Raw genomic sequence first — 25953 nt, forward strand, 5'->3', positions numbered from 1 at the left:
TCCCTCGCTACGGCTCACGACAGGTCCACGCAGACGTTGGTGAGTTCGGAGTAGAAGTTCAACGAGTGCACGCCGCCCTCGCGGCCGATGCCGGACGCCTTCACCCCACCGAAGGGCGTGCGCAGGTCCCGCAGGAACCAGGTGTTGACCCAGACGATGCCGGCGTCCAGCCGGATCCCAGCCCGGTGCGCGACACCCACGTCCCGGGTCCACACGGTCGCCGCCAGGCCGTACTCGGTGCCGTTCGCCAGGGCGTACGCCTCGTCCTCGGTGTCGAACGGCGCCACGTGCACGACCGGGCCGAAGATCTCCTCCCGGTTGGTGCGGGCATCCGGGCCGAGACCGGTGAGCACTGTCGGCTGCACGTACGACCCGCCGTCACGGGCGTCGCCGAAGGTGGGCGTGCCGCCGCCGGTGAGCACCTCGGCGCCCTCGGCGCGGGCCAGCTCGTACGCGCCGAGCACCTTTGCCCGGTGCTGCGGGGAGATGAGCGGCATGGTGGCGGTGGCCTCGTCGGTCGGCCAGCCGTACGCCAGCTCGCCGGCCCGCTTCGCCAGCCGGGCGGTGAACTCCTCGAAGACCGGGCGCTGCACGTAGATGCGCTCGGTGCACAGGCACACCTGCCCGCCGTTGGTGAAGCTGGAGCGCATCGAGCCGGCCACCGCCGCGTCCAGGTCGGCGTCGGCGAAGACCAGGCCGGCGTTCTTGCCGCCCAGCTCGAAGCTCACCGCCTTCACGCCGTCGGCGGCGGCCCGCATGATCGCGCCGCCGGTGGCCGACTCGCCGGTGAAGGTGATCGCGTCGACGCCCGGGTGGCGGGTGAGGAACTCGCCGGCCGAGTCCGGTCCGAAGCCGTGCACCAGGTTGAACACCCCGTCCGGTACGCCGGCGGCGGCCATCACCTCGGCGAGCAGCGTCGCCGAGGCGGGCGTCTCCTCGCTGGGCTTGACCACGACGGCGTTGCCGCAGGCGAGCGCCGGGGCGACCTTCCAGGTGAGCAGCAGCAGCGGCAGGTTCCACGGCACGATGACCGCGACCACGCCGACCGGCTTGCGGACGGCGTAGTTCAGCGCCCGGCCGCCGGTCGGGGTGACCGTGGTGAACGACTCGGTGGGCGCGGTCGCCACGATCTCCGCGAACGCCCGGAAGTTCGCCGCGCCGCGCGGGATGTCCAGCGTGCGGGCCTGGGCGATGGACTTGCCGGTGTCCGCGACCTCGGCGGTGACCAGATCGTCGAAGCGACGTTCCAGCTCGTCCGCGACGCGGCGCAGCACCTCGGCGCGCTCCCGCTCCCCCATCCGGCCCCACGGCCCGCGCAGCGCCGCGCGGGCGGCGGCCACCGCGTCGTCCACCGTGGACCGTGCCGCCTCGACCACCTCGAAGACCGGCTCGCCGGTCACCGGGCTGACCTTGGTGAACGTCGACCCGCCGTCGACGAACTCGCCGCCCACGAAGTTGCGCAGCCGCTGGGGGCCACGTGGCGCGTGGCCGGCCATCAGTCGCGGATCCCAGGTGCCCGTCATGCGCGCCTCCCTCGGCTCAGTGCAGCGCCGATCGCGCCGACCAGCAGCAGCGCGGCCCCACCCGCGACCGCGCCGAGCACCCGGTGCTGCCGGCGGACCCGGCGGCGCACCTCGGCGTACGGGGTGGTGGAGAAGGACACCAGCTCGTACTGGGAAACGTACCGGCCGGGCAGTGCCCGTTCCAGTGCGTGCTCCACCCGCCGCCGGGTCTGGAACACCGGCGAGGCGACCTTGTCGCGCATCTCCACGAAGTTGGTCAGCGCCATCTGCGCGATGGCCTCGGCGTTCTCCTGCCGGCGGCGCTGGAACAGCGGCAACGCCGCCGACCACTCGTCGGCACACTCGTCGAGGCAGCGGTCCAGCTCGACGACGTCCTCGAAGGCGCAGTTGGCGCCCTGGCCGTAGAACGGCAGGATGGCGTGGGCCGCGTCGCCGAGCAGGCCGACAGTCCCGTTGACCTGCCAGGGAGCGCTGCGCACCGTGCCGAGCACGCCCACCGGGTTGTGCTGGTAGTCGTCGACCAGGTTCGGGGCCAGCGGGACCACGTCCGGGTAGTGCTCGGTGAAGTGCCGTTCGATCTGGGCCGGGCTGGTCAGCGACGCGAAGCTGCCGTCGCCGTCGTTGGGCCAGAACAGCGTGCAGGTGAAGGACCGGTCCGGGTTCGGCAACGCGATCATCATCGAGGTGCCCCGCGGCCAGATGTGCAGCGCGTCCGGATCCAGGGCGAAGTCGCCGCCCAGCGGCGGAATCGTCAGCTCCTTGTAGCCGTAGTCGAGGAAGTCCACGCTCTCGCGCAGCAGCCCGTACGCCAGCAGTTGTCCGCGTACCGCGGAGCCGGCGCCATCGGCGCCCAACACGACCGACGCCTTCGCGCCAACCGTGCCCTGCGGGGTGTCGAAGCTCAGGGCGCCGTCGGCCGGATCGAGCCCGACGAGCCGGTGGTCGAAGACGATCCGGACCCCGGGCAGCGCGGCGGCCGCGTCCAGCAGGGCGTTGTTGAGTGCGCCCCGGCTGATCGAGTTGATCGCCCGGTCACCGGCCGCGCTGTACGACTGGAACTGCGGCTGCCCCTCGACCGGGTGGATCATCCGGCCGCGCATCGGCAGCGCGTCGGTCATCACCTGCTCGGCCAGGCCAATCCGGCGCAGCGCGTCCAACCCGCGCTCGGAGAGCGCCAGGTTGATCGAGCGTCCCCGCTCGGCCGCGCCGGCACGCGGGTCCGGCCGACGCTCGTAGAGGGCGACCGGGTAGCCACGCCGGGCCAGGAAGCAGGCGGCCAGGCAGCCCGCCAGGCCGGCGCCGATGATCGCGATCTCGTCGCGCCGCTTCGTCACGGGGTCACCGGCCCGACGGTGGCGGCGAGTGCGGCGGCGGCCCGCCAACAGTCGAGGTACGTGGAGTAGAGCGGCACCGGGGCGAAGCGGACGATGTCTGGCTCCCGGGCGTCGGCGATGACGCCGTGCTCGTGCCGCAGCCGCTTGGTCAGCTCGGCGGCGTTGCCGGCGCCGACGCGTACCGACAGCTGGCAACCCCGGCGGGCCGGATCGCGCGGGGTGACCACGCGCAGCGGCCGGTCGGCGGTGATCTCGTCGAGGAGTGACTCCAGCCAGCCGGTGAGTCGGAGGCTGCGCGCGCGCAGCGCCGGCATGCCGACCGCGTCGAACAGCTCCAGCGAGGTCCGCACCGGGCCCATCGCGAAGATCGGGGGGTTGGAGATCTGCCAGGCCTCCACGGTGGACGGCGGCCGGGACACCGGCGTCATCTCGAACCGGGTCGCCGCCGCAGTGCTCCACCAACCCTCGAAGCGCGGCAGGTCGGGATCGCCGAGGTGCCGCTCGTGCACGAAGACGCCGGCCAGCGCGCCCGGCCCCGAGTTCAGGTACTTGTAGGAGCACCAGGCGGCGAAGTCGACGTCCCAGTCGTGCAGGGCGAGCGGCACGTTGCCCACGGCGTGCGCCAGGTCCCAGCCGACCACCGCGCCGGCCGCCCGACCGGCCGCCGTGATCGCCGGGATGTCCAGCAGCTCGCCGGTGAGGTAGTTGACCCCGCCCAGCAGCACCAGTGCCACCCGGTCACCCTCGGCGGCCAGGTAGCCGGTGACGTCCTCGGTGCGCAGCGCGTCCTCGCCGGGACGCGGGCGCAGCCGGACCACCGTGTCGTCCGGGTCCAGCCCGTGGAAGCGGGCCTGGCTGCGCACCGCGTAGCTGTCCGAGGGGAACGCGCTGTCCTCGATGACGATGCGGGTGCGGACGCCGGCCGGGCGGTAGAAGCTGACCATCAGCAGGTGCAGGTTGACCGTGAGCGAGTTCATCACCACGGCCTCCGCGGGCCGGGCGCCGACCAGTCGGGCGGCCGGGCCCGTCAACAGCTCGTGGTACGGCAGCCAGGCGCGTTCCGCCTCCAGGTGCCCCTCGACGCCGAGCCGCCCCCAGGCGTCCAGGTCGGCGAGGAGTTCGTCGCGGGTGGCCCGGGGTTGCAGGCCGAGCGAGTTGCCGGCGAGGTACGCCGACTCGGGGTGGTCGCCGCCGTCGGCGGGCGGCACATGGAAGAGGTGTCGGTGGCCCGGGTCGGCCTGGTCGAGGCGGTGTGCCTCGCTCTCTGGGGTGTGCATGTCTCGCTCTCCGGTCACATCGCGGTGCGGGCCGACCACAGCTCCGGGAAGACCACCCGGGCCATGCTGCGCTGCAACCACGCCAGCCCGGCGGAGCCGCCGCTGCCGACCTTGGCGCCCATTGTCCGCTGCACCGCCTTGACGTGGTTCCACCGCCAGTCGCCGAACTCCTCGGCGACGCCGCTCAGCGCCTCGCCGAGCAGCCGCAGGTGGTTGTCCGGGCCGCCGTCGGCGTAGATCCGCACCCAGGCCGCCTCGACCTCCGGCTGCGGGTCGTGCTCGACCGCCACGTCCCGGTTCAACAGATCGGCGGGGAGGTCGAAGCCGCGCCGGGCCAGCAGCGCGACCACGTCGTCCCAGAGGCTCGGGGCGGCCAGCGCGGCGCTGAGCGCGGCGTGCACCTCGCTCTGCCGGCGGAACGGCCGGATCAGCGCCGGGTCGCGCAGCCCGAGCAGGAACTCGAGGTGCCGGTACATCGCGGACTGGAAGCCGGAGCCCTCGCCGAGCAGGTTGCGGAACCGGTTGAAGTCGGCCGGGGTCATCCAGCGCAGGCCCTGCCAGGCGGCGTTGAGCCCTTCCAGGTGCAGGGTGGCGCGGCGCAGCGGGGCCAGCGCGTCCCAGATCCGGTCGGCACGCAACAGACGCTGGGTCTCCCGTAGCTCGTGGCAGGTCAGCCCGAAGTACAGCTCCATGATCTGGCTGACCATGAGGAAGGACATCTCGCCGGGGTCGTCGCTGAGGGGCTGCTGCAACTGGTGCAGGGCGGTGGCCCGCACGTACGCGTCGTAGGGCACCAGCTCGGCGAACTCCAGCGTCGGCTCGCCGCCGTTGCGCGCGGCGCGGGCTGCCCGCTGGCGCGGGGTCACCGGTCGTACCGTGGCGACGCGGTTCGGCGCCCGCCGGTCCGTCTGATCCACCAGTCGTCTCCCTTCCCCCGAAGCTGCCGACGCCATGATCTCGCGGCTGGATCGGCCTGCGGAATGCCGGATCAACGGCACTTGTCGGCCTGACCTGACGAACCGAAGGCAGCTGGGCGAATCCGGTTCACGAAAGTAAGGTTCGAGCGTGGACGACATGGACTGGGCGCTGCTGCGCGAGTTGCAGGCCGACGCCCGGCTCTCCTTCAGTGAGTTGTCCCGCCGGGTGCACCTGTCCCCACCAGCGGTCGCCGAGCGGGTCCGCCGGCTGGAGGAGGCCGGGGTGATCACCGGCTACCACGCCCACGTGGACCTGACCCGGGCCGGCCGTACGGTGGTCGCCCTGATCCGGATGTCCTGTTACGGCGCGCGGTGCATCCTGCACGACCCGGAGGTGTCCGGCTGGCCGGAGATTCTCCAGATCCACCGGATCACCGGCGACGCGTGCAGCATGCTCAAGGTGGCCGCCGGCTCGATCGGCGACTTCGAGGCGGTCATCGACCGGCTCGCCCCGTACGGGCAGCCGTCGAGCACCATGGTCCTGTCGTCCCCGCTGGACTGGCAGCCGATCACCCCGCTCCCGCCCGCCGGTGCCAGCTCCCGCCGCCGCTGACCCTGCCCGCCCGCTGGTTTGCCTCCGGGCCAACGGGAACTCAGCCCGCGTGCCCAGGGGAGGGTTCCGGCGGTCGTCGCCGGTTGGGGGGAAATCATGCAGGGACTTCGCACGATCAACCGCGCACTCTCGTCCGCACTGGCACTGGTGGGGCTCATCGGGGCGTTCGTCCTGTTGTCGGTCGCACCGGCGCGTGCCGGTGAGAACACCTTCGTCGAGGTGACGCCGAACAGCGTCCCGGCGGGCAGCCGGGTCACGATCCGCGCGAGCTGCGACAACAACAACAGCAACAATCGACAGGCCACCGTGCAGTCCGACGCGTTCGGGCGCGTGGTGCTCAGACCGGACAACGGCTTCCTCAAGGGGGAGGTCACCGTTCCGGGCAACAAGGAACCCGGTGACTACCAGGTCGACCTGCGGTGCCAGAACAACCAGACGGCCCAGACGATGCTGACCGTGCTGAACATGGCCTCGCCCAGCAAGGGGCCGGCGACGGGGGGCGGCGGCACCGCGGGCGGCCGGGGCATCGGATCGATCCTGGTCGTCGGCGGCGTGGCAGTGGTGGCCGCCGCGGTCGCGCTCGGCATGGTGGGCGGTCGGCGTCGGACCGGAGCCGGCTCCTGAGCCGGACCTGCCATGACCCGCAGATCCGCGCGTGCGCGGTCGGACCACCGTGCCCGCCTCCGGGCCGCAGCGGCCCTGCGCGCCTCCGGACGGCTGGTGGCCCGGGTCTCGGTTCGGCTGCGCCGGGTCGCCGGGCAGGCGGTGTCCGCCAGCATCGCCACCACTGATCCGGACGCCCGCCCGCTGCCGCCGAGCCGTCCCGCCGGGTCGCCGCTGCTCCGGCGTCGGCTCGGCACCGGGCCGGGACTGCCGGTCCTGGCCGTGGCCACGCTGATGGTGCTGATCGTGGCGATGCTGGGCGTCGAGCAGGTGACCGGGGTGAGTCTGCTGCCGGACCGGATCAGCGCCGGCCTGCGGCCGCCGCCGAAGAAGTTCCCGGTGCTGCCGGCCAGCCGCCCGACCGCTCTCGCCATCAGCAAGATCGACCTGCGGGCTCCGCTGCACGACGTGGGCATCGCCCCGGACGGCACCATCGCCGTGCCCGACGTGGGCCGCGCCCAGGAGGCCGGCTGGTACGACCAGGGCCCCACCCCCGGCCAGTACGGGCCGGCGGTGATCGTCGGACACGTGGACACCACCACCGGACCGGCCGTCTTCCACCAGCTACGGGAACTGCGCGCGGGAGACCAGATCGAGGTCACCCGCTCCGACGGCCGGGTCGCGGTCTTCGAGGTGGACTCGATGGAGCGGTTCGACAAGGACCGACTGCCGGTGGACGAGGTGTACGGCGACTTCAGCCGCCCCAGCCTGCGGCTGATCACCTGCGGCGGCCGGTGGGTGGGCGGCGAGAGGGGCTACTCGGACAACCTGGTGGTCTTCGCCTCGCTGGTCAAGGCCCGCGGTGGTTGATCGCCGGCGCCGGCGTCGAGGTACTCGGCGAGCCGGGCGGCCCCGGTGAGCATGGCCCGACCGCGCTCGGTGAGCCGTCGGCGCCACTGGCCGAGCGACGCGGCGAGCGGTTCGGCGCCACCGGCGTCGCGTACCCGTCGCAGCACGTCGGCGATGTGGTCGAGCCGATACCCGCCCCGGCGCAGCAGGTGGGCGAGTTCCGCGTCCCGGACGTCGTCGGGCGAGTAGACGCGGTGGCGGGTCACCCGGTCGCGCTCCGGCCGCAGAATTCCGGCCGCCTCCCACTTGCGAAGGGTCGCGGGTCGTACGCCGAGCCGGTGTGCGAGCACGCTGATCGGCACGGCTCTCCGGCCCTGCGGCGCGGGCTCCCTCGCGGTGAGAGTGGTGACCGCCGCCTCGACCGCGTCCAGGGTCTCCCGGTCGCGTTGCAGCAGCGCGTGACCGCTGTCGATCGTGCGCAACGCCGTGTCGATCTCGCCCCGGTTGACGGCGCGCATGATGTCGCCGCTGGCCGCGTGACCGTGACCGACGATGAGCGCGAGGTAGGCGCTCAGTGCTGTGGCGTGCACCTCGGTGAACCGGCGGTACCCGGTCGCGGTGCGCTCGGCAGGTGGCAGCACGCCGTCCCGTTCGTAGTTGCGGACGGCCTGCGCCGACAGTCCGTGCCGGCGCGCGAGATCGACCGGTCGGCGTACCCCGGGCTTTGAGGGTTTTGTGGTTGTCACCTGCGCTCCATCGCTCTGAAGTCTCCACCGCTGGTGCAACGATACGGTTGATGCAATGACCACCCTTGTTGACCTGCTTGCCGGCTCGCCGACGCTGCTCGCGCTCGGCGAGCCGACGCACGGTGAATCCGCGTTCCTCCAGATCCGCAACGACGCCTTCCTGACGCTGGCCGAGCACGGCTACCGGTCGATCGCCCTGGAGAGCGACCGGGCCGCGGGACTGCTCGCCGACGCGTTCGTGCAGGGCGCGGCCGTGCCGCTCGACCGCGCGCTCGCCGAGGGGTTCAGCCACGGGTTCGGCGCCGCGCCGGCCAACCGTGACCTGCTGCTGCGGATGCGCGAGTGGAACGACGGACGGCCCGCCGCCGAGCGCCTGAGATTTCATGGCTTCGACGCCCCGCTGGAGATCGAGGGCGCCCCGAGCCCGCGGCGTCACCTGCTGCGGGTGTGCGAATTCCTCGACCTCGACCTCGACCGGTCGGTCGAGATCGACGACCTCGTCGGGGACGAGGCCCGCTGGAGCGACACGGCCGCGATCTGGGAGCCGGGCCGGTCGGTCGGACGCTCGTCCGACGCCCAGCGACTGCGGGTGCTCACCGACGACCTGCTGACCGAGTTGTACCTGCGGGCGCACCGACGGCCCGAGGGCTGGCCTGCGGCATTCGTCCACGCCACGTCGGCGGTCGCGGTGCTGCGCTACCACGCGGCGGCCGCGGCGCCACTGGTCCAGGAGGAACGCTTCGCCCACCTGGCCGCGGTCCGGGACGCGCTGATGGCCGAGAACCTGCTCGCGATCCGGGCGGTCGAGGCACACCGTGGACCCACGCTGGTCTTCGCGCACAACACGCACCTCCAGCGCCACCCGAGCACGATGACGGTGGGCGCGACGGAGGTGTCGTGGGCCGGTGCCGGCGCGATCGTCGGAGCGTTGCTGGGCGAGCGGTACGCGGTGATCGTCGGCAGCCTCGGCGCGAGCCCCGCGCTCGGCATCGACGTGCCTGCCGCGTCGACCTACGAGGGCAGGCTCCAGCAGAAGCTCACCCTCCCCGGGTACGTCCGGGCGGCCGAGATCGGGCCGGCCGAGCGGCGAGCGCACGACTACCGCTACTTCCCGCTGGACCAGGCCACCATCGACCACGCCGACGCGGTGCTGCACATCCCGACCGGCGTCGACGCGACCGTGCTCGCCGACCGGATCCGCGCGCTGCCCGACGTCGAGCAGGTGATGGCGAGCGAGGAGGACGGATCACCCGAGGGCGCCTGGGGCGACCGGTTCTTCTACGTCGGCCCGGACCGCCGCCAGCCGTTCGCCACCATCGTCGAGCACGACGTGCCCGGCTTCGACGAAGCCGCGCAGCTGGACCGCCCCGGCGTCTTCCGCCTCAACCTGGACCTGGGCCGGGCCGAGTTCGAGAGGATGTTCGGCTTCCCACCGAAGGCGTTCGAGGAGCACCGGGACGCCTTCGACTTCGCCCGGCTGGACACGGTCACGCCGCACCCGGGGTACGCGCTGTACGGCTTCGCCAGCATCGTGATGCCGGGGCCGCAGATGCTGCCCGAGATCGACCGGCTGTTGACCGTCGCGCACACCCGGGCGGTCGACCGGCACGAGCGCGCGACCCGCCGAGCGGCCGCGCAGCAGGACTGAGCCCGACCGGCGGTTCCGCGCCGCCGGGCAGGTCAGGCGGACGCTTCGGGCTCGCGCAGACTGGTCAGGCGGCCGCTTCGGGCTCGCGCAGGTCGAGCCAGTCGGCCCAGCGCGGGTCCGGAGCGCGGTGCCCGAGGACCCGCCAGGCGGTGCCCTTCGGCGCGGTCGGCAGGGCGTGCAGCCGCCAGCCCAGCTCCGCCGGGGTCTTGTCGCCCTTGGTGTGGTTGCACCGGGCGCACGCGGCGACCACGTTCTCCCAGGCGTGCCGCCCACCCCGGCTGCGCGGGAAGACGTGGTCGATGGTCTCGGCCGGCCCTCGGCAGTAGGCGCACCGCCAGCCGTCCCGGGCGAAGATCGCTCGGCGGGACAGCCCGACGTGGGTGCGGTAGGGCACCCGGACGAAGCGGGTCAGACGGACCACCGACGGCACGGGCAGCGCGTCGCGGGCGCTGTGCAGGATGCCGTCACCGTCGGCGACGCAGACGGCCTTGGCGGAGAGGACGAGGATCGCGGCGCGTCGCACCGACACGACACACAGGGGCTCGTAGGTGGCGTTGAGGACCAGCGCGCCGGAGCCCACCGTGGGTCGTATGTCAGGCATCGCGCTCACCCTCCCGGTTCAGCGGCTGCTGCGAACCGCCGCCGACCGGAGTTGGGCACGAGGGCCCGCACCGTCGACGCCCGCTCGATCACCGACGTCCGTTGCGCCAATAGTCCCTGATCGGACCCCGGATTGCACGTACTAATCCGGGGTCGGACGTGAAGCTCTTTCCCGCACCTGTCACGATGGCCGGTTCGCCCCGGTCCGACCCGGCGCTCGGGCGCATCTCACCCGGCCGGTGGGTCGGCGGCGGCCGGTCCGGAGCGTTGCGGTACGAAGACAGGGTGAGTGCCGCCAGCGAAACGCCCCTTGCCCTGTCCGACGCCGTGTCGGTGAACTGTCAGGGCAGCACCTCCTGCGAGTGGATCTACGGGATCACCAGGTCGGAATGGTTCGCCGAGGGCAGCTACTGGATCCTGCTCAAGCCGCTGCGGGTGCTGTTGATAGTGGCGTTGGCGATGGTGGCCCGCTGGGCGCTGCACCGGACGATCGACCGACTGGTCCGGACGACCACCAACGGCGCCGTGCCGACCATGCTGCGGCCGCTGCGCGAGCGGGTGCCCACGGCCGCGGTCGACCCGGCCGAGTTCGTGCCGGAGCGCCGCCGGCAACGGGCCGAGGCGATCGGCTCGGTGCTGCGCAGCCTGACCACCGCGTTCGTCTTCGGCATCGCGCTGCTGATGATCCTGCGCGAGTTCAGCTTCGACCTCGCCCCGCTGCTGGCCAGCGCCGGGATCGCCGGCGTCGCCCTGGGCTTCGGCGCGCAGAGCCTGGTCAAGGACCTGATCGCCGGGCTCTTCATGCTCATCGAGGACCAGTACGGCGTGGGCGACAACGTCGACCTGGGCGAGGCGACAGGTGTCGTGGAGTCGGTGGGGCTGCGGGTCACCACGGTCCGCGACGGACGCGGCGTGCTCTGGTACATCCGCAACGGCGAGATCATCCGGGTGGGCAACAAGAGCCAGGGCTGGGCGCTGGTGGTCGTGGACCTGCCGATCGGCTTCAGCGGTACGGAGGATGCCAGCGCCGTGCTGCGGACGGCCGCCGCCTCGGTGGCGCTGGACCCGGAGCTGTCGCCGGAGATCGTGGAGGCCCCGGAGGTGCTGGGTGTCGAGCAGATGACGGTGGATGGCGCCGTGATCCGTACGGTGGTGAAGACGACGGCCGACGGCCAGTTCGCGGTGAGCCGGGAGCTGCGCCGCAGGCTGGCGGAGGCGCTGGAGAACTCGGGGATCACCGCGCAGATCGCCGCCGCCCGCATCTATCCCGGTGTGTCGAGCCGGCCGTCGCCGGAGGGTGAGACCGGCCAGGGCGGCGCCACCTGACACCGGCGAGACTGGCCGGCAATACAGGGGTCGCCAGCCGCCCGGCCCCTGGAGTATCGTCCGTTCGTTCAGTCGGGGATGCGACGAACGATCCGTTCGCCCTAGCTAGTTGTCAGACGATCGGGCAGAATCCGGAGCACGCGTTCCCGCCGGAGCGTGGTCACATCCTCGCTGATCCGTAGATCTGACGAGTGTTCCCGGCCCGGCCGCCACGAGCTGCCGTTCCGGGGGCCGATGGAGGCGACGGTGCCCGACGAGCGACCTTCCGCGGAAGGCCCGGCCACTTTTCGCGAAGTGTTCGCCCAGCGCGAGTTCCGGGCCGTCTTCGCGGCCGGGGCTCTCTCCTGGGTCGGTGACTACGTCGCCAAGGCCGCCGTGACCCTCCTCGTCTACCAGCAGACCAGGTCCGTCGCGCTCTCCGCCGCCGCGTTCGCGGTCAGCTACCTGCCGTGGCTGCTGGGTGGCCCGCTGCTCGCCGCCCTGGCCGAGCGGCACCCGTACCGCAGGGTGATGGTGGCGTGTGACGTCATCCGGATGGCGCTGATGCTGCTCATCGCCCTCCCCGACCTGCCCGTTCCGGCGCTGCTGGTGCTCATCTTCGCGGCCACGCTCGCCAACCCGCCGAGCCAGGCCGCGAAGTCCGCGCTGATGCCACAGATCCTCGCCGGGGACCGGCTGGTGGTCGGGTTGTCGCTGAACGCCAGCATCGGTCAGGCGGCCCAGGTCGTCGGCTACCTGCTCGGCGCCGCCGTCGCCTCCATCGACCCGACGGTCGCGCTGCTGTTCAACGCGGTCACGTTCGGCCTCTCGGCGCTGCTGGTCCGCCTCGGCGTGCGGAACCGGCCAGCGACCATGACCAGCGCGCACCGCTCTCACCTGCTCCGGGAGACCGCCCAGGGGTTCCAGATCGTGTTCGGCACGCCGGTGCTGCGGGCCATCGCGGTGCTGGTGTTCAGCGCGCTGCTGTTCTCGATCGTTCCGGAGGGGCTGGCCGCGGCCTGGGCCAACAAGGGCTCCTCCGGCGGCATGGCCCCGGGCACCGCGCAAGCGGTGATCATGGTCGCCAACCCGGTGGGCTACGTCCTGGGTGGGCTGCTGGTGAGCCGGCTGTTCGGCCCGACCCGCCGACTGGCCCTGATGCGGCCCCTCGCGGTGTTCTCCCCGCTGGTGCTGGTGCCGGCGCTGTTCGACCCTCCACCGCTGGTGGTGGCGTTGCTGGCCGCCCTGTGCGGGTTCGCGGTCGCCGGGATGATGCCGATGGCCAACGGGCTCTTCGTCCAGGCGCTGCCGGACGGATTCCGGGCCCGCGCGTTCGGCGTGATGGCCACCGGCGTCCAGGTCATCCAGGGTCTCGCGGTGCTGGTCACCGGGCTGCTCGCCGAGCGGTTCTCCATTCCGGTGGTGGTGGGGGTCTGGAGCGCCGCCGGGGTGCTGCTGATGACGATCGCCGCCCTGCGCTGGCCGGGCAAGCAGACGGTGGACGACGCCATCGCCAAGGCCGCCGCGGCCAACGCCGAGCCGACCCCCGATCCGGGCGGCACCATCGCCGACGGCACGCCGGCGGGCACCGACCTCCGGCCCGCGGACGGCCACCGCCGGCACGCGGTCACCTGATCCACCGCGTGAGCCGGCGCACGGCCTCCGGGTCGGGCCGACGGCCGACGCACCTGGCAGGATGGAACGGTGAACCCCGCAGGTGAATCCGACCGTAACGATGCGTCGATGACCCTCTTCGAAGCGGTCGGCGGCGAACCCACCTTCCGCCGGCTGGTGGACGAGTTCTACGCCGGCGTCGCCACCGATCCCCTGCTGCGACCCATGTACCCGGAGGAGGACCTGGGCCCGGCGGCCGACCGGTTCACCCTGTTCCTGATGCAGTACTGGGGCGGGCCGAACACGTACTCCGCACAGCGCGGGCACCCGCGGCTGCGCATGCGGCACGCGCCGTTCCGGATCGGCGGGGCCGAGCGGGACGCCTGGCTGCGGCACATGCGCCAGGCGGTGGACCGGCTCGACCTGGAGCCGCAGCTCGCCGTCGCTCTCTGGGACTATCTGGAGCGGGCCGCGTACTTCATGGTCAACGTGATGGAGGACCCGGCCGAGGGCGCCTGACGGCGCGTTCCGGCACGGACGCCGCGGGGCGCCTCAGAGCAGGGCGCCCTCGTCGTGCAGCCAGTCCACGAAGCTGGCGGCCACGGCCGCGCCGCAGTCGAGCATCTCGACCAGCAGAGCGTCGTGGGTGCCGGCGCCCAGCGGCACCTGCAACTCGGCGTAGATCGGCAGCTGCCCGCGCTCGGTCGGGTCGCCGATGTACGCCTTGCAGAAGCGGCGGGTGTGGTTCCACTCGTTGACCACCCGGTAGGCCCGGTCGGCCCAGTCCGGCGGAACCGTGGCGTGCGGGCGGGCCCGCATCACCAGGATCTCGTCCTCGGGGCCTTCGAGGGTCACCAGCACGGCGTGCCGCTCCCACATGGCCAGCAGGTTGCCGTCGCCGTCGGCCAGGTAGCGCACGTCGAGCAGGTCGAGTGCGTCACAGACGCGGCGCAGGCTCACCGGCTCGATGGTCGCCGGCATCTCGGTCAGTACGGGCCGGTCGCTGCCCGGGCAGTCGTCCCCCGGCTGGCGAGGGCTCGGCGGGCCGACCCGGACCGCGCTCTCCACTGTGATCCCGCTTCGGGTTTCCGGATCGCCGCCGTCGGCGGGACCGGGGCGCCATGACCACCACGGCATCGCTCGTCGCACCTCACTCCCCAGCGGATCCAGCCGCCTACGGTGCGTTGGATCCGAGGATGGACGGTACCCGGACAGCCGGGTTGAAGCATCCCCCCAACGGCCGCACCGGCCCAGAAGAATGAGCAGGGGTCATCCGTTCGGACGAGTGGCGAGGGGCGTCACGGCAAGATCGGTGGCCTTCTGCAACCAGGCCGCTCCGTATGGTCCCACCAGGCCCACCCAACGGCCCGCCACCCGCACCTGGACCTCGGAGCGCGCGCCAGGACCGGCCGGATCGTCGATCGCGCCGAGGAAGCCCATCCGGACCAGCCCCTGCACCAGCCGCTGCGGCACCTCGACGGCAGGGCCCGGCGGATCGTCCGGCGTGACCAGCACGGCCACGTGGTCGAGCAGCGCGTCGCGCAACGCGCGCTGACCCACCGCGCGGCCCGCCACCCCCTGCTCGCTCGCGGTACGCAGGGTGCCCGCCGCCGCGTCGGCGATCCGCCGCAGCTCGACTGCGGGCAGCACCTCCACCGGCTCGCTTCGCGCCGGTGGCAGCGGCCAGCGCCACTGCGCGTCGCGGCGGGCCGGCAACGTCGCGCCACCGCGTTCCAGCTCGGCCAGCAGGTCGGCGGCGCCCACCGTGACGTCTCCGGCGGCCCCACCGGCGACCGTCCGGGCCACCAGCACCTGCCAGGGCAGCCGGGCGAACAGGGCGACCCGGCCGGGAGCGCCGGCCGGCCGCAGCCGGACCGGCGCCGCCGGGTCCAGCCGGACCAGCCGGGCCAGGAAGGCACCCGCGTCGGCCACGCCGGTCACGCCGTGCCCGGACGGCGACGCCGCCACCCGGTCCGGGCCGGCGGTGCCGGGCAGCGTCACGCCCCGCCGCCCTGCGGGGCGTACGTGAGCAGGAAATCCCGCTCCTCGGGCGTGATCCGCCGGGGCACCTGGCGGGTCAGGTCGAACGGCACCAGCACCGAGCGGGCACGGCTGGCCAGCACCTCGCCGTCGTACAGCTCGTACGCGACGGTGAACCGTGAAGCCTTGATCTCCTCCACCCACAGCTCGATGCGGACGGTGGGCGCGGCCTCCGCGGTGGCCCGACCCAGCGCGTAGTCGACCGGGCGCAGGTAGTCGACCTCGTGCCGGCGGATCACCACGCCGTCGGCGAACGAGCCCACTCCCCAGGCCCGGCCGCCGGCGAACATCAACGCCACCCGCGCCTCCTCGTAGAGCGTGAGGAAGCGCGAGTTGTTGACGTGGCCGTACGCGTCCAGGTCGGACCAGCGCAGCGTGCAGTGGTAGACGAACCGGTCGGACATCAGTCGCGGGTCAGCTTGCGGTAGGTCACCCGGTGCGGCCGGGCGGCCTCCGCGCCGAGGCGGTCGATCTTGTTCTTCTCGTACGCCTCGAAGTTGCCCTCGAACCAGAACCACCTGGCCGGGTCCTGGTCGTCACCCTCCCAGGCCAGGATGTGCGTGGCGACCCGGTCCAGGAACATCCGGTCGTGGGAGATGACCACGGCGCAGCCGGGGAACTCCAGCAGGGCGTTCTCCAGGCTGGAGAGCGTCTCCACGTCGAGGTCGTTGGTCGGCTCGTCGAGCAGGATGACGTTGCCGCCGATCTTCAGGGTCAGCGCCAGGTTGAGCCGGTTGCGCTCACCGCCGGAGAGCACCTTGGTCGGCTTCTGCTGGTCCGGTCCCTTGAAGCCGAACGCGGCGATGTACGCCCGCGAGGGCATCTCGACCTTGCCCACCATCAGGTAGTCCAGCCCGTCGGAGACGACCTCCCAGACGGTCTTGTCGCCGTCGAGGCCCTCACGGTTCTGGTCGACGTACGACAGCGAGACGGTGGGGCCGACCCGGACCTCGCCGTCGGTCGGCTCCTCGAACCCGACGATGGTCTTGAACAGCGTCGTCTTGCCGACGCCGTTGGGGCCGATGATGCCGACGATGCCGTTGCGGGGCAGCGAGAACGACAGGTTGTCGATCAGCAGCCGGTCGCCGAAGCCCTTGCTGAGGCCGTTCGCCTCGATCACCGTGCTGCCCAGGCGCGGGCCCGGCGGGATCTGGATCTCCTCGAAGTCGAGCTTGCGGGTCTTCTCCGCCTCGGTGGCCATCTCGTCGTACCGGTCCAGGCGGGCCTTCGACTTGGTCTGGCGGGCCTTGGCGTTGGAGCGGACCCACTCCAGCTCCTCGGTGAGGCGCTTCTTCATCTTGGCGTCGCGGCGACCCTCGACGGCCAGTCGGGCGGCCTTCTTCTCCAGGTAGGTGGAGTAGTTGCCCTCGTACGGGTAGGCCCGGCCCCGGTCCAGCTCCAGGATCCAGTTGGCCACGTTGTCGAGGAAGTACCGGTCGTGGGTGATCGCCATGACGGTGCCGGCGTACTTGGCCAGGTGCTGCTCCAGCCAGGAGACGCTCTCCGCATCCAGGTGGTTGGTGGGCTCGTCGAGCAGCAGCAGGTCGGGAGCTTCCAGCAGCAGCTTGCAGAGCGCGACCCGGCGGCGCTCACCACCGGAGAGCTGGGTCACGTCGGCGTCCGGCGGCGGGCAGCGCAGAGCGTCCATGGCCAGTTCGAGCTTGGAGTCGACGTCCCAGGCGTCGAGGTGGTCGAGCTCCTCCTGGAGCTTGCCCATCTCCTCCATCAGCTCGTCGGTGTAGTCGGTCGCCATCTGCTCGGCGATCTTGTTGAACCGCTCCAGCTTGGCCTTGGTCTCGGCGACCGCCTCCTCGACGTTGCCGAGCACGGTCTTGGCCTCGTTGAGCGGGGGCTCCTGGGCGAGCATGCCGACGGTGTAGCCGGGCATGAGTCGGGCCTCGCCGTTGCTCGGCCTGTCCAGCCCTGCCATGATCTTGAGGAGGCTGGACTTACCGGCGCCGTTCGGACCGAGCACACCGATCTTGGCCCCCGGCAGGAAGCTCAACGTGACGTTGTCGAGCACGACCTTGTCGCCGTGCGCCTTGCGCGCCTTTTCCAGGACGTAGATGTACTGGGCCACGGTGCGGGCTACCTCCGTCGGTTTGCTGTCGCCTGAGTCGGCGGCGCGGCGCGGGCTGGGACCTGCACCCGCCGCCGCCGGCCGGGAGCCGGCCGCGCGCACGCCATCGTCAATCCTGACAGGTACGGCGCGCTTCGCCCACATCACCCCGCCCCAGGAGTACGCCGGCGAGCCGCATTGCCGGAGTCGGTATAACTCACTACCGTCTTGAGTGTGACCAAAAAGATCGCCATCAGCATCCCGGACGACGTCGCAGAACGGCTGGCCACCGAGCCCAACGTGTCCGCCTTCGTGACGGAGAGCATCCGCCAACGAATGGTCGGTGAACGAACCCGGCGGATTCTGGAGCAGATCGGTTTCAAGATCACCGACGAGGGCCTCGAGGAGGCCGGGCGCAAGTTGGATGAGGCTCGCCAGGCAATAACTCCCGAGTTGCGCGCCAAGGCCGCCGCGCTGCTGAACGAGGCGTCGCGGGGACGGCTACAGGTTCGTGACTGACGCGGGACTCGTACTCGACACCACCGCATTGCTGGCCTACTCCGAAGGAGAGCCGGCTGTGGGCATCCAGATCGCCAAGGTTGCCTACCGCCGGGAGTCCGTGATCATTCCGGCCATGTGCCTGACAGCCGCATATCGCCGAGTGTCCAGCGACGGCTGGCCGTTGCTGGACATTGTCTCCGATCTCGAAGCTGTAGTTGTCGCGCCGGTCGATCACAACATGTGCCCCATCCTGGGCGGCTGGTCCCGCCTCCTGGGCAGCATCGATCTCGCCCAGGTTGCGATCGAAGCGGCAGCCCGAGCGGTCGTACCGATCATGACGGATCGGCGGGAACTGCTTGGTGAGGTACTGCCCAAGGAGTGGCCGATCATCGATCTCTGACCGCCACGGCTGTCGACAAGATCACCTGTAGGATTCGGCCAGACCGAGGCGGGTAGGAGACTCCGGCACGGGGCACAAGACGCCGCAGCTACGCTCAGTACGCTCATCGCGGTGGACCCGTCAGCACCCGGAGGTGGCCGATCGTGACCGTCCGTAGCTCCTTTGTCGTTGTGGCAAACCGTCTGCCGGTCGACGAGGTGAGCACACCCGAGGGACGGCAGTGGCGACGCAGCCCAGGCGGGCTGGTCACCGCGCTGCATCCTGTGCTCGCCGAACAGCATGGCACCTGGGTCGGCTGGGCCGGCGGCACCGGCGCCGCCCCCGAACCGTTCGACCTGGAGGGGATCCGGCTGCATCCGGTGCCGCTGAGCGCCGAGGAGTTGGAGCGCTACTACGAGGGCCAGTCGAATGCGACGATCTGGCCGCTCTACCACGACGCCGTGGAGACACCGGCGTACAAGCGGCGCTGGCGCGAGGCGTACCGCCTGGTCAACGCGCGGTTCGCGGAGGCCGCGGCGGACGTGGCGGCCGAGGGCGCGACGGTCTGGGTGCAGGACTACCAGCTCCAACTGGTCCCCGCGATGCTCCGCGAGCTGCGTCCGGACCTGCGGATCGGGTTCTTCCTGCACATCCCGTTCCCGCCGATCGAGCTGTTCATGCAGATGCCGTTCCGCACCGAGATCCTGCGCGGTCTGCTCGGCGCGGACCTGGTGGGCTTCCAGCAGCGGCTGGCCGCGCAGAACTTCGTACGGCTGGCCCGGCACCTCCTCGGCCTGCGCTACGAGGGGCAGATGATCCAGGTCGACGGGCGACAGGTGAAGGCGGGCGCCTTCCCCATCTCGATCGACACCCAGGAGATGGAACGGATGGCCGCCGACCCGGCGATCCAGGCGCGGGCCAAGCAGATCCGCGCCGAGCTGGGCGACCCGAAGACGATCATCCTGGGCGTGGACCGGCTGGATTACACCAAGGGCATCGAGTTGCGGCTCAAGGCGTTCCGCGAGTTGCTCGCTGACGGAAAGTTGACAGTTCCGGACGCCGTTATGGTGCAGGTGGCCACGCCGAGCCGCGAGCGCGTCGAGCACTACCAGGCACTTCGGGTCAAGGTAGAGCGCGAAGTTGGTCGCATTAATGGCGAATTCGGCCGAGTCGGCGTGCCGGCCGTGCATTACCTCCATCAGTCGTACAGTCGCAGTGAACTGGCCGCGATGTACGTTGCTGCGGACGTGATGATGGTGACCCCGCTGCGAGACGGTATGAATCTCGTCGCCAAGGAGTACGTCGCATCACGCGCCGACCAGGGCGGTGCGCTCGTGCTCAGCGAGTTCGCTGGCGCCGCAACGGAGCTGCGCCAGGCCTTCCTGTGTAACCCGCACGACCCGGACGCGGTCAAGGACGCCCTGCTCCGGGCCGTGCACGTGGAGAAAACCGAGGCACGCCGCCGGATGCGGACAATGCAACGTCACCTGCGTACCCACGACGTGGGGCACTGGGCCAAGTCTTTCCTCTCCGAACTCGGAGTTCCCGAGGCGGAGGCCGCGTGAACACGTCCGTCACCGACGGAGCGGCGATCACCACGGGGGTGCTGGACCCCGAGCTGCGCTCCGCCATCGGCCGGATCGCCCGGGTTCCGCAGCTCCTGATCGCCTGCGACTACGACGGCACACTCGCGCCGATCGTGGAGGACCCGAGCACCGCCGTACCGCTGCCCGAGTCGGTTGCGGCGATCCGCGCGCTCGCCGCGCTGCCGCAGACGAGCGTGGCCGTGGTCTCCGGCCGGGCTCTGCGGGACCTTGCCGCGCTCTCCCGGTTGCCCAGCGAGGTGCACCTCGTCGGCAGTCACGGCTCCGAGTTCGACATCGGCTTCGTCGAGCGCCTCTCCCCCGAGCTGGTCGCGGTGCGCACCCAGGTGCGCAACGCGCTGCGGGAGATCGCCGCCGAACACCCCGGCATCCGGCTGGAACGCAAGCCGGCCAGCGTCGCGGTGCACACCCGGGGCGTCGACCCGCAGGTCGCCGCCGCGGCCATCGAGGCGGTCCGCAACGGCCCGGCCACCTTCGACGGCGTCACGGTGACGCAGGGCAAGGAGGTCATCGAGCTGTCCGTGGTGGCCACCCACAAGGGCACCGCCGTCGACCAGCTCCGGACCCAGCTCTCGGCCAGCGCGGTGCTCTTCATCGGCGACGACGTCACCGACGAGAACGCCTTCGGCAACCTGCACGGGCCGGACCTCGGCATCAAGATCGGCCCCGGCGAGACCAAGGCCGGCTTCCGGGTGGCCGAGCCCATCGAGGCAGCCCGCGCGCTCGGGCTGCTGCTGGAGACCCGCCGCCACTGGCTCTTCGGCGAGCGGGCGGTGCCGATCGAGCGGCACTCGATGCTGGCCAACGGTCGTACGGTCGCGTTGCTCACGCCGGAGGCGAAGGTCAGCTGGCTCTGCCACCCCAAGCCGGACTCGGCGGCGATCTTCGCCGACCTGGTCGGTGGCAGCCCGGCCGGTCACTTCAGCGTCGCCCCGGAGCGCGGGGGCATCCCGCTGGGCCAGCGCTACCGCTCCGGCACGATGACCGTCGAGACCCGGTGGTCCGGGCTCACCGTCACCGACTGGCTGGACAAGCCGGCCCGCGAGACGACGCCGGACGGCCCGGCGGTGGTCACCGGCGACTCGACCCTGGTCCGGGTGCTCACCGGCAGCGGTCGGGTCCGGGTGGAGTTCGCCCCGCGCCCCGAGTTCGGTCAGGTCGCCGTGCAGTTGCAGCCGCTCGGCGACGGCCTGCTGGTGCTCGGCTCGAACGAACCGGTCGCCCTCTACTCCCCCGGGGTCGAGTGGCAGGTCAACAACGACGGTGGGTACGAGACCGCCAAGGCGACCGTCGACCTGTCGGCCGCCGGCGGGCAGGTCGTGCTGGAGCTGCGCTTCGGCACGCACAGCCTGGAGCACCACCGGGTGCCGATCCACGAGCGGCAGGCCACGGCCGAGCAGCCGTGGAAGGACTGGGTGGCCTCGCTGCGGCTGCCGTCCACCTCCCGCGACCTGGTGGCCCGCAGCGCGCTCACCCTGCGCGGGCTCTGCCACGAGATCACCGGCTCGATCCTGGCCGCGGCGACCACCTCCCTCCCCGAGGAGCTGGGCGGCGTCCGCAACTGGGACTACCGCTACTGCTGGCTGCGTGACGCCGCGCTGACCGCCCGCGCGCTGGTCGACCTCGGGTCCATCGAGGAGGCCGAGGCGTTCCTGCGCTGGGTCGACGGCTGCATCGAGCGCACCGGTGGCCACCCGGAGCGACTGCACCCGCTCTACACCATCGACGGCTACGAGCTGGGCGCTGAGGCGGTCATCGACACGCTGCCCGGGTACGCCGGCTCCCGGCCGGTCCGGGTCGGCAACCTCGCCAACCACCAGCTCCAGCTCGACGTGTTCGGCCCGATCGCCGACCTGATCGCGGCGGTCGCCGACGCGCGCGGCTCGGTCCGCGACGACGAGTGGCGGGTCCTGGAGAACATGGTCGAGGCGGTTCGCCGCCGTTGGCACGAGCCCGACCACGGGATCTGGGAGGCGCGGCTGCCACCCCGGCACCACGTCTTCTCCAAGGTGATGTGCTGGATGACCGTCGACCGGGCGCTGCACGTGATGCGCCAGCACGGCGGCGAGGACCGGCCGGAGTGGAAGGACCTGCGCGACCGGATCGGCGCCAACGTGCTGGAGCACGGCTGGCACGACGACGTCGAGGCGTACAGCGTCGCGTACGGGGACGAGGACATGGACGCCTCGTCGCTCTGGATCGGCCTCTCCGGCCTGCTCCCGGGTGACGACCCGCGCTTCCTGTCCACCGTCCTGAAGATCGAGGCGGACCTGCGCAGCGGCCCGGTCGTCTACCGCTACCACTGGGACGACGGCCTGCCCGGCCGTGAGGGCGGTTTCCACATCTGCACGGCGTGGCTGATCGAGGCGTACCTGCGTACCGGCCGCCGCACCGACGCCGAGGAGCTGTTCGCGCAGATGGTGCTGACCGCCGGCCCGACCGGCCTGCTCCCCGAGCAGTACGACCCGCTCGCCGAGCGCGGCCTGGGCAACCACCCGCAGGCGTACAGCCACCTCGGGCTGATCCGCTGCGCCCTGCTGCTCGACAACATGCTCAAGCAGTAGCCGACAGTCAGTTCGACGAAGGGCCGGGGCAGCGCTGCTCCGGCCCTTCGTCATTCGGCCGACGCCGGCCGGTCGAACCCCACCGGCGGGTACCGGTCACCCGAGAGCCGCCGTCACGGCCCTCGCGTCGCCCTCTGCGCGTCCTTTGCTCTGCTTCACTCCACGCAACACAAACGCCTTCTGGGTGTTGCGTCGGTTGAAGCAGAGCAAAGGACGCGCGCGGGGACCAGCCGGTCTCCGCCGCCCGCACCGCCCGGGGTCCGCTCTGCCGCCCGCACCGCCCGGGGCCGCTCCGCGCCCGGGTGGACCGTGCCACCGGTCACCCGTCGAGGGCACCCACCACGTCGCCGAGCACCACGACCGCGGGCGGGCGCACCTCGGCGGTGAGCGCGTCGGCGGCCACCGCGCCGAGCGTGGACCGCAGCGTCCGTTGGGCGCCCGTGGTGCCCTCCTGAACGACCGCGGCCGGCGTCTGCGGCGACCGGCCGTGCGCGATCAGGGTCTCGGCGATGGCGGCGAGGTTCTTGAGCCCCATCAGGATCACCAGGGTGCCGCGCAGGCCCGCGAGGGCGTCCCAGCGCACCAGCGAGGCCGGCGAGTCGGGTGCCACGTGGCCGGAGACGACGGTGAACTCGTGCGCCACCCCCCGGTGGGTGACCGGGATCCCGGCCGCCGCCGGAGCGGCGATCGAGCTGGTCACTCCCGGGACGACGGTCACCGGCACGCCGGCCGCCGCGCAGGCCAGTAGCTCCTCGCCGCCACGGCCGAAGACGTACGGGTCGCCGCCCTTGAGCCGGACCACGACGGCGCCGGCCAGGGCCCGGTCGACCAGGATCCGGTTGATCTCCTCCTGGGCCCGGGACGGACCGTAGGGGATCTTCGAGGCGTCCACCAGCTCGACGTCGGCGCGGAGTTCGTCCAGGAGCAGACCCGGCACCAGCCGGTCGGCGACCACCACGTCGGCCTCGGTGAGCAACCGCCAACCCTTCACGGTGATCAGCTCCGGGTCTCCCGGGCCGGCCCCGACCAGCGCCACCCGCCCGGCGGTCGCGCCGGTCGTCGCCTCGGCGTCGGGCCGGACCCGCGTCGGAGCAGCGACGCGCACGGCGAGCAGGTCGCGGATGGCGTCGCGGACGGTCATCGCGCGGCGAGGATCTCCGCCGCCGAGCACCGCCACGGTGACCGGGCCGTGACGGGTCACCGCCGGCGTCCAGGCCGTGGCGGCGGTCCGGTCGTCGGCCCGGACGCAGAAGATCCGCCGTTCGGCGGCGACGGCGCTCACCGCAGCCGCCGCCATCGGATCGTCGATCGCCACCTGGACCAGCCAGGCCCCGTCCAGGTCCTCGGGCACGAACCGGCGCGGCACCCAGTGCAGCCGACCCGCGTCCACCCGGGCCCGCAGCGCCGGGGTCAGCTCCGGGGCCACCAGCAGGACGTCCGCGCCGGCATCCAGCAGCGCCGGCACCCGCCGGGTGGCGACCGCACCGCCGCCCACCACGACCACACGTCGCCCCTCGAGCCGCAGGCCGAGCGGGTACGGGCTGGCGCTCACGCCGCACCACCGAGCCGGACCGCCCGCTCGTTGGGCACCGTCACTTCTCGGCCACCCCGGCGGAGTCGAAGGTGGCCACGTCGTGCAGCACGCGGACCGCGCCGGTGACCACCGGCAGGGCCAACAGCGCGCCGGTGCCCTCGCCGAGGCGCAGCCCCAGGTCGATCAGCGGGTCGAGGCCGAGATGCCGCAGCGCCACCGTCGCGCCCGGCTCGGCCGAGCGGTGCCCGGCGACCATGGCCGCGACCGCGTCCGGTGCGAACGCGGCGGCGGCGAGCGCCGCCGACACCGCGATCACGCCGTCCAGCAGGACCGGCGTACGGCGGGCCGCGGCGCCCAGGATCAGCCCGGCCAGCGCGGCGTGCTCCAGGCCACCGACGGCGGCGAGCACGCCCAGCGGGTCGGCCGGATCGGGCGTGTGCCGGGCCAGCGCGGCCCGCACGACGGCCACCTTGCGGGCGTACGTCGGGTCGTCGATCCCGGTGCCCCGGCCGGTGGAGTCGAGCGGGTCGACGCCGGTGAACGCGGCGATCAGCGCGGCGGCCGGGGTGGTGTTGCCGATGCCCATGTCCCCGGTGAGCAGGATGCCCGCCCCGGCGTCGATCAGCTCGTCGGCGATCCGGATGCCGGTCCGCACCGCGGCCAGCGCCTCGTCCCGGGTGAGCGCGGCGGTCACCGTGAGGTCCCGGGTGCCTCGGCGCACGGAGGCGGTGACCAGTCGGGGCGCGGACGGGTCGGCCGGACCGGAAGCCTCGGGGACGGGCAGCGGGGTGGCCACCCCGACGTCGACCACGGTGACCGAGGCGCCGGCCTGGCGGGCGAACGCGTTGACGACCGCACCGCCGGCCAGGAAGTTGCCGATCATCTGCCCGGTGACCTCCTGCGGCCACGGGCTGACCCCCTGGGCGTGCACCCCGTGGTCGCCCGCGAAGATCGCCACGGCGGCCGGCTCGGGCACCGGCGGTGGGCAGGCCCCGGCCAGCCCGGCGAGGCGTACCGACAGATCCTCCAGCAGGCCCAGCGAGCCCGGCGGCTTGGTCAGCCGGCCGTGCAGCTCGCGGGCGGCGGCCATCGCCGCCTCGTCGAGTGGCCGGATGGCCGAAATCGTGGTCTCCAGCATCATGCCTCCATGGTCTCGCGCAGCACCTCGATGAACGCGTCGGTGGTGTTCCGGTCGCGTACCGCCACCCGCAGCCAGTCCGGGCCGAGCCCGGGGAAGGTGTCGCCCCGGCGTACCGCCCAGCCCCGGTCGCGCAGGCCCTCTCGGACCCGGTTCGCGTCGGGCAGGTGCAGCAGGACGAACGCGCTGGCCGGGCGGCCCGCGACGCGTACGCCGGGCAGGTCGGCCAGGCGCGCGACCAGGTGGTCGCGGTCGGCGGCGAGGTCGGCGGCGATCGCGCGTTCGGCCTCGACCGCGACTCCGGTGGCGCAGGCCGCGGCGGCGGCCAGCGCGGGCGTGGAGACGGCCCAGAGCGGCTGGACGGCGGCCAGGCGGGACAGCAGCTCCGGGGCGCCGAGCAGGTAGCCGATCCGCAGGCCGGCCAGGCCCCACGTCTTGGTGAGGCTGCGCAGGACGAGCAGCCCGGGCAGATCCCGCCGCTCGGCCAGCGACTCCGGCTCGCCGGGGTGCGCGCCGCCGGTGGTGTCGGCGAACGCCTCGTCGACCACCAGCACCCGGCCGGGACGGGCGAGCGCGGCCACGGTCCGCGCGGGGTGCAGCACCGAGGTGGGATTCGTCGGGTTGCCGATCATCACGAGGTCGGCGTCGTCGGGCACCAGGGACGGATCGAGCCGGAACCCGTCGGCCGGGTCCAGCAGCACCCGCTCGACCGGATGGCCGGCGGCCCGTAGCGCCGCCTCCGGCTCGGTGAACTGCGGGTGCACCACCACGGGTCGGCGGATGCCACGCAGCGCCTGGGCGATCAGCACGAAGCCCTCGGCGGCGCCGGCGGTGAGGAGTACCTCGTCCGGGTGACGCCGGTGCCGGGCGGCGACGGCGGCGCGGGCCGGCGCCGGGTCGGGGTAGCGGGCCAGGTCGGTGAGGGTGGCGGCGATCGGGTCGGCCAGCCAGGCCGGCGGTGGCGTCTGGCGGACGTTGACGGCGAGGTCGATCAGCCCGGCGCCCACCTCGGCGTCGCCGTGGTGCGCGAGGTCCGGCTCGGCCCTGGTGGGCGGGGTGATGGCAGCAGACTGATCGCGCATGTCCGCGATCCTGCCGGGAAGGT

At 72.5% G+C, this 25953-nt stretch carries 24 protein-coding genes; 11 read left to right on the forward strand and 13 right to left on the reverse strand.

Going from position 1 to position 25953, the window contains the following annotated elements; genetic code table 11:
- Positions 1-14: 14 nt before the first annotated feature.
- Genes ABZT87_RS22025 through ABZT87_RS22040 form a run of 4 tightly spaced genes read right to left on the reverse strand, consistent with a single transcriptional unit; the run spans position 15 to position 5051 of the window.
- Entirely contained in the window at positions 15-1496 is a 1482-nt protein-coding gene (locus tag ABZT87_RS22025) for a 2-hydroxymuconic semialdehyde dehydrogenase (RefSeq protein WP_355138214.1), read from the reverse strand.
- 23 nt (positions 1497-1519) lie between these two features.
- Entirely contained in the window at positions 1520-2857 is a 1338-nt protein-coding gene (locus ABZT87_RS22030) for an NAD(P)/FAD-dependent oxidoreductase (RefSeq protein WP_355137823.1), read from the reverse strand.
- Positions 2854-4134, reverse strand: a complete 1281-nt coding sequence (kynU, locus tag ABZT87_RS22035) for a kynureninase (RefSeq protein ID WP_355137825.1) — start codon at positions 4132-4134, stop codon at positions 2854-2856. Before kynU ends, ABZT87_RS22030 begins: the two co-directional genes overlap by 4 nt.
- A gap of 14 nt (positions 4135-4148) precedes the next feature.
- A complete protein-coding gene (locus ABZT87_RS22040; RefSeq protein WP_355137827.1) occupies positions 4149-5051 on the reverse strand; it encodes a tryptophan 2,3-dioxygenase family protein in 903 nt (300 codons plus the stop codon).
- A 148-nt stretch (positions 5052-5199) separates the two neighbouring features.
- Here ABZT87_RS22040 and ABZT87_RS22045 point away from each other — a divergent pair, with 148 nt between their 5' ends.
- The 3 genes from ABZT87_RS22045 (at position 5200) to ABZT87_RS22055 (ending at position 7137) form a co-directional block, all read left to right on the forward strand.
- Complete coding sequence (locus ABZT87_RS22045) at positions 5200-5664, forward strand: Lrp/AsnC family transcriptional regulator (protein ID WP_354860599.1); 465 nt, start codon at positions 5200-5202, stop codon at positions 5662-5664.
- 96 nt (positions 5665-5760) lie between these two features.
- Positions 5761-6288, forward strand: a complete 528-nt coding sequence (locus tag ABZT87_RS22050; RefSeq protein ID WP_354860600.1) for a hypothetical protein — start codon at positions 5761-5763, stop codon at positions 6286-6288.
- A gap of 75 nt (positions 6289-6363) precedes the next feature.
- Positions 6364-7137 (forward strand): class F sortase, encoded by a 774-nt coding sequence (locus ABZT87_RS22055; RefSeq protein WP_355138216.1) that lies wholly within the window; start codon positions 6364-6366, stop codon positions 7135-7137.
- On the opposite strand, the gene ABZT87_RS22060 is transcribed toward ABZT87_RS22055, so the two are convergent.
- Entirely contained in the window at positions 7083-7862 is a 780-nt protein-coding gene (locus ABZT87_RS22060; RefSeq protein WP_355137829.1) for a TioE family transcriptional regulator, read from the reverse strand. The two genes, ABZT87_RS22055 and ABZT87_RS22060, sit on opposite strands and share 55 nt — an antisense overlap.
- A gap of 55 nt (positions 7863-7917) precedes the next feature.
- On the opposite strand from ABZT87_RS22060, the gene ABZT87_RS22065 reads away from it, so the two are divergent.
- The gene (locus ABZT87_RS22065; protein WP_355137831.1) at positions 7918-9510 is read left to right on the forward strand and encodes a DUF6194 family protein; all 1593 of its coding nucleotides are present in this window, start codon (positions 7918-7920) and stop codon (positions 9508-9510) included.
- A gap of 64 nt (positions 9511-9574) precedes the next feature.
- On the opposite strand, the gene ABZT87_RS22070 is transcribed toward ABZT87_RS22065, so the two are convergent.
- Positions 9575-10111 carry an HNH endonuclease gene (locus ABZT87_RS22070; RefSeq protein ID WP_354860605.1) on the reverse strand — a complete coding sequence of 179 codons (537 nt, stop codon included), beginning with the start codon at positions 10109-10111 and terminating at the stop codon, positions 9575-9577.
- A gap of 266 nt (positions 10112-10377) precedes the next feature.
- Between ABZT87_RS22070 and ABZT87_RS22075 the strand changes: the two genes are divergently transcribed.
- The 3 genes from ABZT87_RS22075 to ABZT87_RS22085 all read left to right on the forward strand — a co-directional run bounded on the left by ABZT87_RS22075 (position 10378) and on the right by ABZT87_RS22085 (position 13548).
- Positions 10378-11436, forward strand: coding sequence for a mechanosensitive ion channel family protein (locus ABZT87_RS22075; RefSeq protein ID WP_355138218.1), 1059 nt, complete (start codon positions 10378-10380; stop codon positions 11434-11436).
- 234 nt (positions 11437-11670) lie between these two features.
- A complete protein-coding gene (locus ABZT87_RS22080; protein WP_354860607.1) occupies positions 11671-13050 on the forward strand; it encodes an MFS transporter in 1380 nt (459 codons plus the stop codon).
- 108 nt (positions 13051-13158) lie between these two features.
- The gene (locus tag ABZT87_RS22085; protein ID WP_354860608.1) at positions 13159-13548 is read left to right on the forward strand and encodes a globin; all 390 of its coding nucleotides are present in this window, start codon (positions 13159-13161) and stop codon (positions 13546-13548) included.
- A 33-nt stretch (positions 13549-13581) separates the two neighbouring features.
- Here ABZT87_RS22085 and ABZT87_RS22090 read toward each other — a convergent pair whose 3' ends face one another.
- The 4 genes from ABZT87_RS22090 to ettA all read right to left on the reverse strand — a co-directional run bounded on the left by ABZT87_RS22090 (position 13582) and on the right by ettA (position 17149).
- The gene (locus ABZT87_RS22090) at positions 13582-14166 is read right to left on the reverse strand and encodes a YbjN domain-containing protein (RefSeq protein ID WP_234582140.1); all 585 of its coding nucleotides are present in this window, start codon (positions 14164-14166) and stop codon (positions 13582-13584) included.
- Between the two features lie 132 nt (positions 14167-14298).
- Positions 14299-15030: a hypothetical protein gene (locus ABZT87_RS22095; protein ID WP_355066167.1), complete on the reverse strand. Its 732-nt coding sequence runs from the start codon at positions 15028-15030 to the stop codon at positions 14299-14301.
- Positions 15027-15473, reverse strand: coding sequence for a thioesterase family protein (locus ABZT87_RS22100; RefSeq protein ID WP_354858814.1), 447 nt, complete (start codon positions 15471-15473; stop codon positions 15027-15029). The genes ABZT87_RS22095 and ABZT87_RS22100 overlap by 4 nt, the downstream gene beginning before the upstream one ends.
- A complete protein-coding gene (gene ettA / locus ABZT87_RS22105; protein WP_355137833.1) occupies positions 15473-17149 on the reverse strand; it encodes an energy-dependent translational throttle protein EttA in 1677 nt (558 codons plus the stop codon). The genes ABZT87_RS22100 and ettA overlap by 1 nt, the downstream gene beginning before the upstream one ends.
- Before the next feature lie 213 nt (positions 17150-17362).
- Between ettA and ABZT87_RS22110 the strand changes: the two genes are divergently transcribed.
- The 4 genes from ABZT87_RS22110 (at position 17363) to otsB (ending at position 22176) form a co-directional block, all read left to right on the forward strand.
- A complete protein-coding gene (locus tag ABZT87_RS22110) occupies positions 17363-17647 on the forward strand; it encodes a hypothetical protein (protein ID WP_355137835.1) in 285 nt (94 codons plus the stop codon).
- 58 nt (positions 17648-17705) lie between these two features.
- Positions 17706-18029 (forward strand): hypothetical protein, encoded by a 324-nt coding sequence (locus ABZT87_RS22115; RefSeq protein WP_354858808.1) that lies wholly within the window; start codon positions 17706-17708, stop codon positions 18027-18029.
- A 143-nt stretch (positions 18030-18172) separates the two neighbouring features.
- Positions 18173-19573 carry a trehalose-6-phosphate synthase gene (locus ABZT87_RS22120; protein ID WP_355066161.1) on the forward strand — a complete coding sequence of 467 codons (1401 nt, stop codon included), beginning with the start codon at positions 18173-18175 and terminating at the stop codon, positions 19571-19573.
- Positions 19570-22176, forward strand: a complete 2607-nt coding sequence (otsB, locus tag ABZT87_RS22125; protein WP_355137837.1) for a trehalose-phosphatase — start codon at positions 19570-19572, stop codon at positions 22174-22176. The genes ABZT87_RS22120 and otsB overlap by 4 nt, the downstream gene beginning before the upstream one ends.
- A gap of 319 nt (positions 22177-22495) precedes the next feature.
- On the opposite strand, the gene cobA is transcribed toward otsB, so the two are convergent.
- The 3 genes from cobA to cobC are packed head-to-tail and all read right to left on the reverse strand — an operon-like array spanning position 22496 to position 25930.
- Positions 22496-23728, reverse strand: a complete 1233-nt coding sequence (gene cobA, locus ABZT87_RS22130; RefSeq protein ID WP_355137839.1) for a uroporphyrinogen-III C-methyltransferase — start codon at positions 23726-23728, stop codon at positions 22496-22498.
- 40 nt (positions 23729-23768) lie between these two features.
- Positions 23769-24848, reverse strand: coding sequence for a nicotinate-nucleotide--dimethylbenzimidazole phosphoribosyltransferase (gene cobT, locus ABZT87_RS22135; protein WP_355138220.1), 1080 nt, complete (start codon positions 24846-24848; stop codon positions 23769-23771).
- Entirely contained in the window at positions 24848-25930 is a 1083-nt protein-coding gene (gene cobC / locus ABZT87_RS22140) for an Rv2231c family pyridoxal phosphate-dependent protein CobC (protein WP_355137841.1), read from the reverse strand. Before cobC ends, cobT begins: the two co-directional genes overlap by 1 nt.
- Between the last annotated feature and the right edge of the window lie 23 nt (positions 25931-25953).

Source organism: Micromonospora sp. NPDC005237 (genome assembly GCF_040607775.1).
Taxonomy (GTDB): domain Bacteria; phylum Actinomycetota; class Actinomycetes; order Mycobacteriales; family Micromonosporaceae; genus Micromonospora.

Excerpts from the sequence above, each read along its gene's own strand:
- ABZT87_RS22070 (WP_354860605.1), bottom strand. The coding sequence starts at position 10,111 with ATGCCTGACATACGACCCACGGTGGGCTCCGGCGCGCTGGTCCTCAAC.
- ABZT87_RS22080 (WP_354860607.1), top strand. The coding sequence starts at position 11,671 with ATGGAGGCGACGGTGCCCGACGAGCGACCTTCCGCGGAAGGCCCGGCC.
- cobT (WP_355138220.1), bottom strand. The coding sequence starts at position 24,848 with ATGCTGGAGACCACGATTTCGGCCATCCGGCCACTCGACGAGGCGGCG.
- ABZT87_RS22085 (WP_354860608.1), top strand. The coding sequence starts at position 13,159 with ATGACCCTCTTCGAAGCGGTCGGCGGCGAACCCACCTTCCGCCGGCTG.
- ABZT87_RS22025 (WP_355138214.1), bottom strand. The coding sequence starts at position 1,496 with ATGGCCGGCCACGCGCCACGTGGCCCCCAGCGGCTGCGCAACTTCGTG.
- ABZT87_RS22090 (WP_234582140.1), bottom strand. The coding sequence starts at position 14,166 with ATGCCGTGGTGGTCATGGCGCCCCGGTCCCGCCGACGGCGGCGATCCG.
- ABZT87_RS22100 (WP_354858814.1), bottom strand. The coding sequence starts at position 15,473 with ATGTCCGACCGGTTCGTCTACCACTGCACGCTGCGCTGGTCCGACCTG.
- kynU (WP_355137825.1), bottom strand. The coding sequence starts at position 4,134 with ATGCACACCCCAGAGAGCGAGGCACACCGCCTCGACCAGGCCGACCCG.
- ABZT87_RS22065 (WP_355137831.1), top strand. The coding sequence starts at position 7,918 with ATGACCACCCTTGTTGACCTGCTTGCCGGCTCGCCGACGCTGCTCGCG.
- cobC (WP_355137841.1), bottom strand. The coding sequence starts at position 25,930 with ATGCGCGATCAGTCTGCTGCCATCACCCCGCCCACCAGGGCCGAGCCG.
- ABZT87_RS22050 (WP_354860600.1), top strand. The coding sequence starts at position 5,761 with ATGCAGGGACTTCGCACGATCAACCGCGCACTCTCGTCCGCACTGGCA.